15 protein-coding genes are annotated in these 14941 nt (G+C 58.8%); 12 read left to right on the forward strand and 3 right to left on the reverse strand.

The features are described from left to right. Positions 1-250: 250 nt before the first annotated feature. The 5 genes from rplM (at position 251) to ACIOTN_RS01690 (ending at position 5037) form a co-directional block, all read left to right on the forward strand. Positions 251-694, forward strand: coding sequence for a 50S ribosomal protein L13 (rplM, locus tag ACIOTN_RS01670; protein ID WP_105657642.1), 444 nt, complete (start codon positions 251-253; stop codon positions 692-694). Positions 695-732: 38 nt separating this feature from the next. Next, positions 733-1233 carry a 30S ribosomal protein S9 gene (gene rpsI, locus ACIOTN_RS01675; protein WP_060702200.1) on the forward strand — a complete coding sequence of 167 codons (501 nt, stop codon included), beginning with the start codon at positions 733-735 and terminating at the stop codon, positions 1231-1233. A 169-nt stretch (positions 1234-1402) separates the two neighbouring features. Beyond that, positions 1403-2749, forward strand: coding sequence for a phosphoglucosamine mutase (gene glmM / locus ACIOTN_RS01680; protein ID WP_402734722.1), 1347 nt, complete (start codon positions 1403-1405; stop codon positions 2747-2749). Positions 2750-2897: 148 nt separating this feature from the next. Further along, positions 2898-4271: a UDP-glucose/GDP-mannose dehydrogenase family protein gene (locus tag ACIOTN_RS01685; protein WP_105657640.1), complete on the forward strand. Its 1374-nt coding sequence runs from the start codon at positions 2898-2900 to the stop codon at positions 4269-4271. A 58-nt stretch (positions 4272-4329) separates the two neighbouring features. After that, on the forward strand, positions 4330-5037 hold the full coding sequence (locus ACIOTN_RS01690) for an SDR family NAD(P)-dependent oxidoreductase (protein WP_219844124.1): 708 nt from the start codon (positions 4330-4332) through the stop codon (positions 5035-5037). 13 nt (positions 5038-5050) lie between these two features. Here ACIOTN_RS01690 and ACIOTN_RS01695 read toward each other — a convergent pair whose 3' ends face one another. From ACIOTN_RS01695 to glmS, 3 genes are all read right to left on the reverse strand, one after another. Further along, the gene (locus ACIOTN_RS01695; protein WP_402734723.1) at positions 5051-6499 is read right to left on the reverse strand and encodes an NAD(P)H-hydrate dehydratase; all 1449 of its coding nucleotides are present in this window, start codon (positions 6497-6499) and stop codon (positions 5051-5053) included. 161 nt (positions 6500-6660) lie between these two features. Beyond that, positions 6661-7011 (reverse strand): holo-ACP synthase, encoded by a 351-nt coding sequence (locus ACIOTN_RS01700; RefSeq protein WP_105657637.1) that lies wholly within the window; start codon positions 7009-7011, stop codon positions 6661-6663. Positions 7012-7098: 87 nt separating this feature from the next. Continuing rightward, positions 7099-8970 (reverse strand): glutamine--fructose-6-phosphate transaminase (isomerizing), encoded by a 1872-nt coding sequence (gene glmS, locus ACIOTN_RS01705; protein ID WP_105657636.1) that lies wholly within the window; start codon positions 8968-8970, stop codon positions 7099-7101. 167 nt (positions 8971-9137) lie between these two features. Here glmS and coaA point away from each other — a divergent pair, with 167 nt between their 5' ends. The 7 genes from coaA (at position 9138) to tsaD (ending at position 14755) form a co-directional block, all read left to right on the forward strand. After that, positions 9138-10097, forward strand: a complete 960-nt coding sequence (gene coaA, locus ACIOTN_RS01710) for a type I pantothenate kinase (protein WP_105657688.1) — start codon at positions 9138-9140, stop codon at positions 10095-10097. Positions 10098-10207: 110 nt separating this feature from the next. Further along, positions 10208-10606: a large conductance mechanosensitive channel protein MscL gene (gene mscL, locus ACIOTN_RS01715; protein ID WP_105657635.1), complete on the forward strand. Its 399-nt coding sequence runs from the start codon at positions 10208-10210 to the stop codon at positions 10604-10606. Between the two features lie 144 nt (positions 10607-10750). Then, positions 10751-11950 carry an alanine racemase gene (alr, locus tag ACIOTN_RS01720; protein ID WP_105657634.1) on the forward strand — a complete coding sequence of 400 codons (1200 nt, stop codon included), beginning with the start codon at positions 10751-10753 and terminating at the stop codon, positions 11948-11950. Further along, positions 11943-12521: a tRNA (adenosine(37)-N6)-threonylcarbamoyltransferase complex ATPase subunit type 1 TsaE gene (tsaE, locus tag ACIOTN_RS01725; protein ID WP_105657687.1), complete on the forward strand. Its 579-nt coding sequence runs from the start codon at positions 11943-11945 to the stop codon at positions 12519-12521. The genes alr and tsaE overlap by 8 nt, the downstream gene beginning before the upstream one ends. After that, on the forward strand, positions 12514-13188 hold the full coding sequence (tsaB, locus tag ACIOTN_RS01730) for a tRNA (adenosine(37)-N6)-threonylcarbamoyltransferase complex dimerization subunit type 1 TsaB (RefSeq protein ID WP_402734724.1): 675 nt from the start codon (positions 12514-12516) through the stop codon (positions 13186-13188). The genes tsaE and tsaB overlap by 8 nt, the downstream gene beginning before the upstream one ends. Next, positions 13188-13679: a ribosomal protein S18-alanine N-acetyltransferase gene (gene rimI / locus ACIOTN_RS01735; RefSeq protein ID WP_105657632.1), complete on the forward strand. Its 492-nt coding sequence runs from the start codon at positions 13188-13190 to the stop codon at positions 13677-13679. Before tsaB ends, rimI begins: the two co-directional genes overlap by 1 nt. Continuing rightward, a complete protein-coding gene (gene tsaD, locus ACIOTN_RS01740; protein ID WP_105661537.1) occupies positions 13676-14755 on the forward strand; it encodes a tRNA (adenosine(37)-N6)-threonylcarbamoyltransferase complex transferase subunit TsaD in 1080 nt (359 codons plus the stop codon). The genes rimI and tsaD overlap by 4 nt, the downstream gene beginning before the upstream one ends. The last annotated feature ends 186 nt before the right edge of the window (positions 14756-14941 follow it).

Below are 14941 nucleotides of genomic sequence, written 5' to 3' on the forward strand. Positions count from 1 at the left end.
ATCCGCTAAACTTTTATGAGTTGTGTATGTCCACGTTCGACACTACACGCCCAAGCGTGACGGCTTAGTTGCATAGTCGCTGGTCTGCTGGGTGTGCGAACAATATATGGACGGCCGGTTATCATCAGTCCTCACCTGGCGTACTGGTCTAAACACAAGAACAACACGACAGTGCCTGTCACTGGGGGATCTCACCGCCTTCAGCCAAGCGACTGTTTGACCAGAAACGAATCAACGTAAGGCAATTACTGTGCGTACGTACACCCCAAAGCCGGCTGACCAGACTCGTCAGTGGTTTGTCATTGACGCCACCGACGTAGTACTCGGCCGTCTCGCCGTCCAGGCCGCAACCCTGCTGCGCGGCAAGCACAAGCCAACCTATGCTGCACACATGGACATGGGCGACCATGTCATCATCATCAATGCAGACAAGGTTGCACTGACCGGTAAGAAGCTGCTGAACAAGCGCGCTTACCGCCACTCCGGTTTCCCAGGTGGCCTGAAGAGCATCAACTACGCAGACTTGCTGGAAAAGAACCCAGTACTGGCTGTTGAGAAGGCCATCAAGGGCATGCTGCCTAAGAACAAGCTTTCCGATGCCCAGCTGTCGAAGCTGAAGGTCTACCGCGGCGCCGAGCACCCACACGCTGCTCAGTCGCCAAAGGCACTGGAAATCACCCAGGTCGCTCAGTAGTCCTGGCCCCGAGAAGAAATACTTAATAGGAGATTATCGTGGCTCAGAACGCTGAAGAAACCACTGAATTCGAAGGCGAGACCCCTTCGACTTACACCACCGAGACCTCTGCTTCGGCTGTAGTTGCCGAAACCGAGCGCGCTCCGCTGACCGTTCCAGGTGCAGCAGTTGGCCGTCGCAAGCAGGCTATCGCCCGCGTTCGCCTGGTACCAGGCACCGGCAAGTGGACCGTTAACGGTCGCACCCTGGAGAACTTCTTCCCTAACAAGCTGCACCAGCAGGACGTCAACGAGCCTTTCAAGATCCTTGGTCTTGAGGGTGCTTACGACGTTATCGCTCGTATCAACGGTGGCGGCATTTCCGGCCAGGCCGGTGCACTGCGTTTGGGTATCGCTCGCTCGCTGAACGAGATCGATCGCGATGCAAACCGCGCTACCCTGAAGAAGGCTGGCTACTTGACTCGTGACGCACGCGTCATCGAGCGCAAGAAGGCTGGTCTGAAGAAGGCACGTAAGGCTTCGCAGTTCTCGAAGCGCTAAACCTTGCTCCAAGGTCTTTCCAAAGGCCCTGGCATCCTGCAAAGGACGCCGGGGCCTTTGGCCTTTTAACGCCGAAGACTGCAAGATCCCATTAATCTTTTCTCATCTCACTGCCAATGCGGGACTTTAAGCCGTATAAATCAATGCAGAGGGCATATGATTGAAGGCGATGGCAAGGTTATTTGGGACCGATGGGGTCCGAGGAAAAGCAAACGAACTGTTAACTCCCGAGCTCGCGCTGGAACTGGCGCAGGCGGCATCGGTGGTGCTGGGCTTGAGCCAGCCAGAGGACGGCTACAAGCCGGTCGCTGTGGTTGCCAAGGACCCGCGCATCAGTGGTGACTTCCTGTCTGCCGCAATTGAGGCCGGCCTGGCCGCCTCCGGCGTAGACGTCATGGATGCCGGCACGCTGCCGACTCCTGCGGCGGCATTCCTGGTAGGGGACCTGAACGCCGATTTCGGTGTCATGATCTCCGCTTCGCACAACGCGGCTCCGGATAACGGTATTAAGTTCTTGGCCCGTGGCGGCAAAAAGCTGGACGATGCGCTGGAAGATGCCATCGAAGCCTGCTTGAAGATGCCAAAGCCACGTCCAACCGGCGGTGAGGTAGGTCGAGTCTCGCGTTTCGCCGACGCTGAGGACCGCTACATCATGCACCTGCTGCATGCCCTGCCCAACCGGCTGGATGGCATGAAGGTAGTTCTGGACTGCGCCCACGGCGCTGCTTCGGGCTGCTCCCCAGAGGTGTTCAAGGCTGCCGGCGCAGAGATCGTCGTGATTGGCGCAGATCCAGACGGCATCAACATCAATGACGGCTACGGCTCCACCCACCTGGAGAAGCTGCAGGCCGCTGTGCTGGAGCACGGCGCGGACCTGGGCATCGCGCACGACGGCGACGCTGACCGCTGTCTCGCAGTAGACCATGAAGGCACCGTCGTCGACGGTGACCAGATCATGGCCGTCATGGCACTGGACATGAAGGACCGCGGCGAACTCAAGGACAACACCCTGGTTGCCACCGTGATGAGCAACCTCGGCCTGACCCTGGCCATGGAAGCAGCAGGCATCACTGTTAAGCAGACCGGCGTGGGTGACCGCTACGTGCTCGAAGGCATGCGCGAAGGCGATTACTCCCTGGGTGGCGAGCAATCCGGCCACGTGATCTTCTCCAAGCACGCCACCACCGGCGACGGCGTGCTGACCGGCCTGATGATCGCGGCCCGCGTGAAGGCTACCGGCAAGACCCTGAAGGAACTTGCTGCCGTGCTGACCGTCCTGCCACAGGTGCTGATCAACGTACGCGGCGTAGACAAGGCCAGCGTTCCAGAATGCGAACCGCTGCAGCGGGCAATTGCCGCTGCTGAGGCACGCTTGGGCACCACCGGCCGTGTGCTGCTGCGTCCATCGGGGACCGAGCCAGTAGTTCGCGTCATGGTCGAGGCAGCTACCCACGAGCAGGCCCAGGCCGAAGCCGAAGCTCTGGCAGGATCGGTCAAGGAGCATCTGGCCCTCTAGGCCCAGTAGCTTCCCAGCAACCAACACGTAAATATCAAGAAAACTCACACCCCCGCAGCGCGTTCCACGCCGGAACACGCTGCGGGGGTGTGGCATGCTAACTAATAGAAACTGATATCGGTTCGCGTTCTCGGAGAGAAGGACTTTCGTGACTTTACGCATCAGCGTGATCGGCACCGGCTACCTCGGTGCAACCCATGCCGCCTGCATGGCTGAACTGGGCTATGAAGTCATTGGACTGGACGTAGACAAAGCCAAGCTGGAAGCACTGGCCGCTGGCGTTCTGCCCTTCCACGAGCCAGGCCTGCCAGAACTGCTGCGCAAGCATGTGGCCTCCGGACGCCTGCGCTTCACCGACAGCTACGCAGAAGTCGCTGCCGGCGCGGATATCCACTTCATCACCGTGGGCACCCCGCAGCGCGCCGACTCGCAATCCGCAGACATGTCCTACGTAGACGGTGCTGTGGATTCGCTGCTGGAGCACATCACCGGCGAAGCGCTGATTGTCGGGAAGTCCACCGTGCCGGTAGGCACCGCACGCCGGCTGAGCGAGAAAATTGCCCAAGACGCCAAGAACGGAAGCAGCATCGCGCTGGCATGGAATCCGGAGTTCCTTCGAGAAGGCTTCGCCGTCCAGGATACCCTGCGCCCCGATCGCCTGGTCTACGGCCTGGAGCATGAACACGGACTGGAACTGCTGCGCAAAGTCTATGCACCGATCCTTGCCTTGGATACTCCGGAGATCGCCACGGACCTGGAGACTGCAGAACTGGTCAAGGTTGCAGCCAACGCCTTCCTGGCTACCAAGATTTCTTTCATCAACGCCTTTGCGGAGGTGACTGAAACCGTAGGCGGCGACATTAAGGTCCTTGCCGACGCCATTGGCCACGATAAGCGCATTGGACGCCGTTTCCTGAACGCTGGAGTGGGCTTCGGTGGCGGTTGCCTGCCCAAGGACATTCGAGCCCTCCAAGCACGCGTCAGCGAACTTGGCCTGAGCCAGACCATGGGCTTCTTGGCTGAAGTCGACCAGATCAATTTGCGACGCCGTGACCGCGTGGTCTCGCTGGCCTCGCACATGCTGGGCAATGAGCTGGCAGGCAAGCATGTCTGCGTACTCGGCGTGACTTTCAAGCCGAACAGCGATGATGTGCGGGACTCGCCAGCACTGGATATCGCCGTCCGCCTGTACAACGAGGGCGCTGAAGTCTCGGTCTACGACCCAGAAGGCAACGCCAACGCTGCCGGCCGTTTCCCGCGCTTGAACTACGTTGATTCCTTCAAGGAAGCGGCGAAGGATGCGGACCTGACCTTGGTGCTGACCGAATGGAATGAATTCCGCGAACTGAATCCGTCGGATCTGGCGGATCTAGTGGCCAACAAGCAGCTGATTGACGGGCGCAACGTCCTGGACCGCCCTGAATGGCGGAATCAGGGCTGGACTGTTACCGGTCCGGGTGAATACTTCGAGCTGGGCAACATGGCTCCGGCAACTACCTCGATTCCGGTACAGGCTTCCTGAAGCTAGCTGCGGTACGCGACCGCAACTGCAAGAGAGGGGGAGCCGCATGGCATACACTGTGGTCACCGGCGGTGGTCGTGGGTTAGGAGCCGCGATTGCGCTGCGTCTAGCCACCGACCGCAACTTGATCATCGGCTACAGGCAGGATGAGAAATCGGCGCAGGCAGTGGCAGATAAAGTCCGTGAGCTCGGCGCGATTTGCCATGTCCTGCAGATCGACTGCGCCAATGAAGAATCAGTGGCAAGGTTCTTCGCCCGAGTGAAGGACATTGGGGAACTTGAAGGACTGGTAAACAACGCGGGATCAGCGACGGCCATCGGAAATCTGGCAGACAACGAGTTGACCGATATCGCCGCGGATCTGAACGTGAACCTTCTGGGCCCAATTACCTGCATTAAATATGCGCTGCCCCTGCTCCGGTCACATGGCGGTGGTGCAATCGTGAACATTTCATCGGTGGCGGCTGAATCCGGAAGCCCCTTCACGTACGTGCATTACGCTGCAGCCAAGGCCGGAGTAGAAGCCTTGACAGTGGGACTGTCCAAGGAACTGGCTAAGGACGGCATCCGAGTGAATGCGGTTAGCCCGGGAACGCTTTGGACTGAATTCCATAAGGATCCACAGCGCCCTGCGCAAATCGCCGAGACGATCCCGATGGGACGCGCAGGCAAGCCGACAGAAGTAGCCGGTGCGGTGGCTTGGCTATTGTCTAGCGAAGCCGCCTACACCACCGGCAGCGTTCTCAAAGTTTCTGGCGGCCTCTAGAGGGACCCAGAGCCTAGAAGCCGAACTGCTTCATGACCTTAGGCAGGTTCTCGATCAGGCGCGAAGCATTGACAGTTCCCTCTGAAGCGGTCACCCGGCCCAGGTGGCCATGAATGTAAGCGGCACACGCGGTCAGTTCCATCATGCGGCGGTTAGGCACGGTTCGCAGGCCTTCGGTGCCCGTGAGCGAGCTGTCGGAGAGCATGTAGCCCAGGATGCCGGTCAGGACATCGCCGCTGCCTGCAGTGGCCAATTCTGGTGCCGAGTGGCTCACCATCAGGCTGTCGCCATTGGGGGCCACAATGTAGCTGGTTGGTCCCTTGAGCAGGACCACGGCGTTGTATGCCAGGGCGGCCCACCGGGTCCAGCGAATCGGGTCCTGGGAAATCTCATCGGGAGTGATCTTCACTCCAGCGCGGCTGAGCAGCATGCGCAGTTCCTTGGCATGAGGCGTCAGCACGCGAGGCTGCTCGCTTGGGCCGGCAGGAACGACTTCCAATCCGGACGCGTCAATGACGGCCGGCTGCGGGCTGGCAAAGACATCAGCGATGGCGCCAGTCGGGGGAGTGCGTCCATCCAAGCCCGGGCCAATGGCCCAAGCCTTGATCTTGGCGCCCTTGCCGTGAATCTGACGGCGGGAGGAAGACAGCGCTTCCTTGATCTGCTCATCATCCAGTGGCACGGACTCCGGCACGGCGACGGCCATGAGCGGCTGAATGGATTCTGGCACGTGGGTGCGAAGCAATCCGACGCCGCAGGCTACAGCGGCCTTGGCGGTCAGCTGAGCAGCTCCGGGATAAAGGCCGGAACCGGCGATGAGTCCCAGAACTCCACGCTGGTACTTGTGCCGTCCGGCATCCCGCCAAGAGCGGTGCTGGTCCAGCAGCTCGCGAGTGGCCACCTCGTCCACAAGCTGCGTTCCAGCTTGGACGGAAGAAAAGTCGAATTCGAGATCTGCCACGGTAATGTCACCGGTAACCAGCGGTCCGTCTACAGACAGAAGACCGGATTTCATGGCACCGAAAGTTACCGTGCGTTCTGCGCGAAGAACAGAGTCCTGCGCAACGCCCGTTTCAGGATCCAGGCCTGAAGGAATATCGCAGGCCAGCACCCGTGCGCCAGCAGGAAGCTTCGGCAAATCAGAGCCGGCACGGTATCCAAGGCCGTAGATGGCGTCAATAATGAGCGAGGCATTAGCTAATTCGCCTTGACCGTCGGAGAGGTCCAGCACGGTACCGCCGGCAGCTTGATATGCTGCAGCACCTTCGGCATGGATCTGTTCGTGGCACTGCAGAGCCAGAGTGGAAATCTTCTGCAGTTGGAGCTCTGCCAGTGCATACAAGCCATCTCCACCGTTGTTGCCCGGGCCGATAAGCGCCACCACGGAAGCCGGATCGGCGCTGGAATTCTCGGTCAGCATGGCGACTGCCGTTGAAGCCAAATGGGCGGCTGCTTGCTTCATTAAGCTGGTCTCGCCCCGCTTGGAGTTCTCCTGGGCTTCAACCGCACGAATTTGCGCAACACTGTAGACAGGAATCATAAGACAAACAATACTCAAGGCACCTGTGCGATGCCCTATTTAATGAGATGCGTGTCGTTATTCTTTCGTCGTGGCGTTGGTGCCTAGCGTTCTGCAACCACCATTGCGATAGCCATATCTCCATCGTGGGACATGGTCAGATGCCATGATTTGATGCCACGCAGCTCGCTGGCAGCGGCCACTGAACCAGTGTTGTGAACCTGGGGATCACCGGCTTCATCTTTGCGGATAGTGCAGTCCTGCCAGTTCATGCCCGCAGGAGCTCCCAGCGCCTTGGCGATGGCTTCCTTGGCCGCGAAGCGGGCCGCCAGGGATCGCAGGGGCAGGCCCCGCTCTTCTTCGGTGAAGAGCCGTTCACGCAAGCGTGGAGTCTTCTCGAGCTGGCGGCCAAAACGCGGCACATCAACGATGTCCACTCCAATTCCTGCAATCATGCCTATCAGTTTATCCAGTGCTTGCAGGGCATAAAAATTGCGGGCATTCCCGGAAAGGGAATGCCCGCAATTCTGGTGCTCGGTGGATTACTCCACGGTCACCGACTTGGCCAAGTTGCGTGGCTGGTCGACATCGAAGCCCTTGGCGGATGCCAGTTCGCAAGCGAAGATCTGCAGTGGCACGGTGGCCAGCAGAGGCATCAGCAGGGTTGGGGTTTCTGGCACGTAGAAGACCCACTCGGAGAAGTCCTTGACCGCAGCATCGCCATCTTCGGCAATAACCAGGGTCTTAGCGCCACGGGCGCGCACTTCCTGGATATTGGAGACAACCTTGGAGTGCAGCGAGTCGCGACCACGAGGGGAAGGAACTACGACGAACACTGGCTGGCCATCGTCGATCAGGGCGATAGGGCCGTGCTTCAGCTCGCCAGCGGCGAAGCCTTCAGCATGGATGTAGGCGATTTCCTTGAGCTTCAAGGCGCCTTCCATTGCTACCGGGTAGCCTACGTGGCGGCCCAGGAACAGCACGGAGTTGGCATCTGACATGTTGCGTGCCAGATCCTTGATCTCTTCCGCGCGGTCCAAGACGTCCTGGATCTTGGAAGGGATCTTGCCCAGGTCGGCAAGGATGTCCTTGATCTGGCCCTGGAACAGGTTGCCGCGCAGCTGCGCCAGATACAGGCCCAGCAGGTAGGTTGCGGTGATCTGTGCCAGGAATGCCTTGGTGGAAGCCACAGCAATTTCCGGACCAGCGTGGGTGTACAGCACCGCATCCGATTCGCGTGGGATGGTCGATCCGTTGGTGTTGCAGATCGACATGGTCTTGGCGCCCTGCTCCTTGGCGTAACGCACAGCCATCAAGGTGTCCATGGTTTCGCCGGACTGGGAGATCGAAACGATCAGGGTCTTTTCGTCCACGATTGGCTCGCGGTAGCGGAACTCGTGGGAGAGCTCAACTTCTACCGGGATACGGCACCAGGACTCGATAGCGTACTTGGCCACGGAGCCGGCATATGCCGAGGTGCCGCAAGCAAGAACAACAATCTTGGAGATTTCGGCCAGTTCCTCTGGAGCGATACGCAGTTCGTCCAGGGTCAGTCGGCCATCAGCGTCCGAGCGGCCCAGCAGGGTGTCGGCAACAGCTGCAGGCTGGTCGAAGATTTCCTTCTCCATGAAGGATGGGAAGCCGCCCTTTTCAGCGCTGGCTGCATCCCAGTCAACGGTGAATTCCTTGCCTTCGGCCGGGTTGCCGTCGAAGTCGGTGATGGAATGGTTATCCGGGGTGATGGTTACGATCTGGTCCTGGCCCAGTTCTACGGCACGACGGGTGAAGTCGATGAAGCCGGAGACATCCGAACCCAGGAAGTTTTCGCCATCGCCCAGACCGAGAACCAGAGGGGAGTTGCGGCGAGCCGCAACGACAACACCTGGGTGGTCCTGGTGAACTGCCAAGAGGGTGAAAGCACCTTCGAGCTGCTGAACAGCAAGCTGCATGGCGCGGGTCAAATCGCCTTCGGCCTCGGAGCTGTAGAGCTTGCCCAGCAGAGCTGCGGCAACCTCGGTATCGGTATCCGAGAGGAATTCAACGCTCTCGGCTGCCAAGCCGGCCTTGATGCCGGCGAAGTTTTCAATAATTCCGTTGTGGATCATGGCAAGCTTGCCACCATCGGCCAGGTGTGGGTGAGCGTTCTGATCGCTCGGACCACCGTGGGTTGCCCAACGGGTATGCCCAATGCCGGTCATCGACTTAGGCAATGGGGACTCGGCAATTTCATTTTCCAGATTGACCAGCTTGCCGGCCTTCTTACGAGAATGAATGGCGCCATCGGCAACAACAGCGACACCAGCCGAGTCGTAGCCGCGGTATTCCAACCGACGCAAACCTTCAATTAGAACGTCGAGGGCGCCATGATCGGCGACCTGGCTCGAGGTTCCTGCATATCCAACAATTCCGCACATGGGAAAAATCCTACCGGTTCAATGCCCATCGATGGGAATAATCGTGTCGGAGCACTCAAAATTACCTATGTCTTAGATCACCAGTCGGCCGTTTTTTGACTAATCCAATTGCCTTGTTGATGTTGTTAATTGGGATGTGGAGCATATTCTTGGCAGAATTTACCCTCGTGGAACCACACGGAACACTTGAAACGCCTATCTCGCCTTTCGTTGAACTGGAGCGCGAGACATGGGCGCGCCTGTCCAATCAAATGGAACAGCCGCTGAACTACTCGGACATTGAGCGGCTACGCGGCCTCGGCGACCAGCTGGACTTGCAAGAGGTCCGGGACGTCTACCTGCCACTGAGCCGCCTGCTGTCGCTTTATGTCGAGGGTGCCGGCGCGACGCATCAGGCAACCACTACCTTCTTGGGCGAGCAGACCAGCCGCACGCCTTTTGTCATCGGCGTCGCCGGCTCGGTTGCCGTGGGGAAGTCCACAACTGCCCGTGTACTGCAGGAAATGCTGCGCCGCTGGCCGCATACGCCTGATGTCCAGCTCATAACCACTGATGGCTTCTTGTACCCGAATGCCGAGCTCGAGCGCCGCGGGATCATGCACCGCAAGGGGTTCCCCGAATCCTATGACCGGCGGGCGCTGCTGCGCTTTGTCTCGGCGGTAAAGTCCGGTGCCCCAGAAGTAAGCGCTCCGGTCTACTCGCACCTGACCTACGACATCATCCCGGGGGAGCGCAACGTAATCCGCTCACCGCAGGTATTGATTGTCGAGGGACTGAACGTATTGCAGCCTGCTCGAACCCGTTCCGATGGGACCGTGGGCCTGGCCCTGAGCGACTTCTTCGACTTCTCCGTCTACGTGGATGCGCGTACCGCGGATATCGAAGAGTGGTACATCAAGCGGTTCATGCGTCTGCGCTCCGGTGCCTTCTCCGACCCTGCCAGCTACTTCCACCGCTATGCCCAGCTCACTGATGTCGAGGCACGGGAAACTGCTCACGGTATCTGGAAGCGCATTAACGAGCCGAACCTCAGGGAAAACGTCTTGCCTACGCGTGGGCGGGCGCAATTAGTACTGCGCAAGGCGGCGGATCACTCGGTGCGCAGGATGCTATTGAGGAAAATCTAGGCTTCTTCAGCTGATATTTAAGCAAACGATTTCTGTGAGTTTGCCGAACTATTACAGATCGGAGCCCAAATTCGTAGTCGTGCTGTGATTTTCCTGTGTATGCTCTAACCATGCTAAAAGGTTTCCGCGATTTTATTATGAAGGGCAACGTTGTCGATCTGGCCGTTGCTGTTGTTATCGGCGCTGCCTTCGGCGCTGTAGTCACCGCCTTGGTCGATAATGTGCTGATGCCATTGATCGCCGCCCTGGTTGGATCTCCAAACTTCGACAGCTTCTTGTTGCTAACCATTGACGGCGTTGACATCAAGTTCGGTGTCTTCCTGACTGCACTGGTCAACTTCCTGCTGATTGCTGCAGCTGTCTACTTCGCGCTGGTTCTGCCAATGACCAAGCTCAACGAGCGACTGGCTGCACGCCGTGCTGCCGGTGCAGAAGAGCCAGAGGAAGAAGTAGATCCACAGCTGGAGCTGCTCGCCCAGATCCGCGACGAGCTGAAGACTCTGCGCTAAGCCCTGACAAACATCCGTCTCAAAGGGGCGGACCCAGCAACACAGTTGCTTGGGTCCGCCCCTTCCGACTTTAACTCGCACTATGTGCCGAACTGCGCACGGGTGAACAAGGCAAGCGGAACCGAAAAGTGCGAAGATGAATAGGTGAACTCTGAAGCGCTTGAAGAAAGCAACCTGACAAAGAGCACCAGCGGTGCACAGGCTATCGGATTTGAACGTCGTGCAGTCATTGACTTGTCGGCCATCCGCAACAACGTCAAGCAGATTTCTGATGTTGTAGCCCCAGCTGCAGTTATGGCCGTCGTCAAAGCAGACGCCTACGGCCATGGAGCTATCCCCGTAGCCAAGGCCGCCTTGGAGGGCGGCGCCCGCTGGATCGGGTGTGCCCATGCCACGGAAGCTCTCGCCCTGCGTGAAGCGGGCATCGATGCTCCCATGATGGCCTGGCTGCACACCGAGGACACCCCATTCGAGGCCGCCATTGATGCCGGTCTTGATCTGGGAGTCTCAGGCTGGGAGCTGGAATACGTTGCCGCCGCAGCACGTGCCGTGCAGACACCGGCACGTATCCACATCAAGGTGGACACAGGACTTGGCCGCAATGGCTCAACTATGGATGCCCTGCCTGATCTGTTGAACCGCGCCAGCGACTTCCAAGAAGAAGGACTGCTGCGCGTAGTTGGCATCTTCTCCCACCTCGCGGTCGCAGATGAGCCAGAGCGGCCCGAAACGGACGAGCAGCTGGAAATCTTCAACAAGGCCATAGAACTGGTAGAAGCAGCCGGCTTCGATCTTGAAGTGCGCCATATCGCCAATACGCCGGGTATCCTTTCGCGACCTGATTCGCACCACGACATGGTGCGCTTGGGGTTGGGCTTGTATGGCCTGAGCCCCTTTGAAACCGACTCGCCAGAAAGTTTCGGCCTGCGTCCAGCCATGACAGTGAAGACCCGCGTGGCTAACGTCAAGAAGGTCCATCCGGGGCAGGGCGTGTCCTACGGCCTGAATTACAAGACTGAAGCGGAGACCTACCTCGGGCTGATCCCCATGGGCTATGCAGACGGTTTGCCGCGCATCGCAACAGGTGCGCCGGTAACAGTTAACGGACGCACCTACCCGGTACGCGGACGCATCGCCATGGACCAGTGCGTCATTGATCTGGGCGCGGACATCAAGCCTGAGGACTTCCTCGGCGCCGAGGCGATTATCTTCGGTAAAGGCGGGCAGTCGGTGAACACTTGGGCCTATGCGGCGAACACCATCAACTACGAAGTGGTAACCCGCATTTCTCCGCGCGTGCCCCGCTACTACATCGAAGGCAGCTGGGGTGAAGCCGGTGAGTAACCCGGTGCGGGAATTCTCCTGCCAACTAGATGACCTCACTGTTACCGAAGCGCTGGGGGAAGCTCTTGGTGCCCAGCTCAAAGCCGGAGACTTGGTGATTCTTACCGGGGCCTTGGGCGCTGGTAAGACGACCCTGACTCAGTCACTGGGCGTGGGACTGAATGTACGCGAGGGAATCATCTCGCCTACATTCGTTTTGGCCCGCCAGCACCCGGCGCTAGGCGATGGCCCCGGACTGATCCACGTGGATGCCTACCGCTTGAAGGGCCACGACGACGTGGACACCCTGGATCTCGAATCAACGCTGGCTGATTCAGTCACCGTTGTGGAGTGGGGGCTGGGCAAGGTGGAACATCTCACGGACTCGCGTCTGGAAATCCAGCTGGACCGCGAAGCCCTGGCCGCACCGAGTGCCAACCCGTGGGAAGAATCGGAGGAAGAGCTGGACGAGCCGCGGTTGTTTAGCCTGAAGGGGATCGGCCCGCGCTGGGACGAGGACACCTTTGCCCAGTTGAAAGACACTTTGCTGTCTGCAGTAACTGCGCAGCACACGGAAGAGAAGCATGCCTAACTACTTAGCTATCGACACCTCCGCCAACGCATCGGTGGCACTGGTTGACAAAGCCACCGGTTTAGTTGTCGACCAGCGGGTTTCATCCAAGGGGAACGACCAGACCGAAACCCTGTCGGCATACGTCAAGGAACTCTTGGACGCTCATGGACAGAAAGGCCAAGACCTTGCTGGCATTATCGTTGGCGTAGGGCCGGGCCCGTTCACCGGCCTGCGCGTTGGCTTGGTTGCCGCGCGTACCTTCGGCTTCGTATGGCAGGTACCCGTGCATGGTGTGATGTCCTTGCATGCGCTCGCCGAACAGGTGCTGGATGCAGGCGAGGCTCCGGCACAGTTCATTGTGGCTTCCGATGCGCGCCGCAAAGAAGTGTACTGGGCTCGCTACGACCAGGACGGAGCCATGGTTGATGGCCCGCATGTTTCAGCTGCTTCAGCCCTTCCTGCATTCCCGGTCTACGGCATTGGCGCCGGAATCTATGCCGAGCAATTGGAAGAAGCCGGGGCCAAGCCCATGCCTGAGTCCTTTGAATGGATTGCAAACGCTGGCTACCTCGTCCGCCGAGGCATAAGCGATCTGGCTGCGGGCAAGGATCTGTCTGACACTTCGCCGCAGTACCTGCGTGAATCCGATGCACAGGTTCCGGCGTTCATGAAGCAGGCTAAGTGATGAACGAGGCGAACCAGGTCATCCTGCGTCCCATGGTTGCCGAGGATCTGCTGGCCGTCCACGAGCTGGAACAGCAGCTGTTTCCCGAGGATGCATGGCCACTGGCTGGTTTCGAATCCGAGCTAGCGCAGCGCGACACCCGCACCTACTGGGTCTATGAAGACTCTGGTCGAGTTATCGGCTATGCCGGCCTGTGCGTGGTCTTGCCGATTGCCGATGTGCAAACTATTGCCATGCACCCGGACTACCAAGGGCGAGGCTTGGGACGCAAGCTTTTGGCATTGCTCATCCAGACCGCAGGCGAGAAGAATGCATTGGATGTGATGCTCGAAGTTCGCTTTGATAACCCCGGTGCCATTGGTCTGTATGAATCCATGGGATTCACTACCATTCACCGTCGCAAGGGCTACTACAAGGGCGGGGTAGACGCGCTTATTATGAGACTGCCGCTGGATGTCCAGCAAGGACAAGAGGAAGAACGCAACGCATGAGCAACACAGAACCCGTAGTACTGGGCATCGAGTCTTCCTGCGATGAAACCGGCGTGGGCATCGTGCGCGGCAATAGGCTGCTTGCTAACGCTGTCTCCAGTTCCATGGATGAGCACGTACGCTTTGGAGGAGTGATTCCCGAGATCGCTGCGCGAGCTCATTTGGAAGCCTTTGTGCCCACCCTGCAGTCAGCTCTGGACACCGCGGAACTGACTCTTGATGACATTGACGCCATTGCCGTGACCAGCGGTCCAGGCCTGGCCGGTGCTCTGATGGTTGGAGTTTCGGCAGCCAAGGCTCTGGCGTTGGCTACAGGGAAGCCGTTGTACGGGATCAACCACTTGGTTGCTCACGTAGGTGTTGGCGTTCTCGAAGGAACCGTATTGCCGCCAACTTTCGGGGCACTGCTGGTCTCAGGGGGGCACACCGAAATCTTGAAGGTCACTTCGCTGACTAACGACGTGCAGCTGTTGGGCTCCACGATTGATGATGCAGCCGGTGAAGCCTATGACAAGACTGCTCGTTTGCTGGGTCTCGGGTATCCAGGTGGTCCGGCTATCGACAAGGCGGCTAAGGATGGAGACCGAAAGGCATTCCGATTCCCTCGCGGCTTGTCGCTGCCGAAGTTCGTGGGCAGTGCCGAGAATCCTGGCAAGCACCGCAACAACTTCTCGTTCTCAGGACTGAAGACTGCTGTAGCCCGTTGCGTCGAGCACTTCGAGGCCAACGGCGGAGAGATCCCAGTTGCTGACATTGCCGCTTCATTCCAGGAAGCTGTCGTAGACGTGATCACGTCGAAGGCAGTCCGGGCGATGCAGGAACAGGGACTGAAGACTCTGCTTCTGGGCGGGGGAGTGGCGGCGAATACTCGACTGCGTGAACTTCTGGCGGCCCGATGTGCTTCTGCGGGCATAGCCTTGGTGGTTCCTCCGTTTAGCTTGTGCACGGACAACGGCGGAATGGTTGCAGCTCTCGGCGCGCAGCTGGTTGCTGATGGCGTTTCTCCGTCTGGGCTGGAATTCGCAACCGACTCTTCGCAGCCGGTAACGAACATCGTTTTGAATTCTCGAAGCTAGACACCTGAGCAACCTCAGTTTGGGGCCACCACGTACAGGCGGTGGACCCCAAACTAATTTCTAGGGTTGTCCATCCTAATCGGCATTCGTAGTCAAGATCTGTCGGTCCAAGACTAAACAAAACTCCTAACGGGGTCATGAGCCACTGAGTGGAAAAGCGAACAGCAAGACCTCTTGCACCTATGT

Origin of the sequence: Glutamicibacter sp. NPDC087661 (assembly GCF_044743275.1) — a bacterium.
In the GTDB taxonomy this organism is placed as follows: Bacteria; Actinomycetota; Actinomycetes; order Actinomycetales; family Micrococcaceae; genus Glutamicibacter.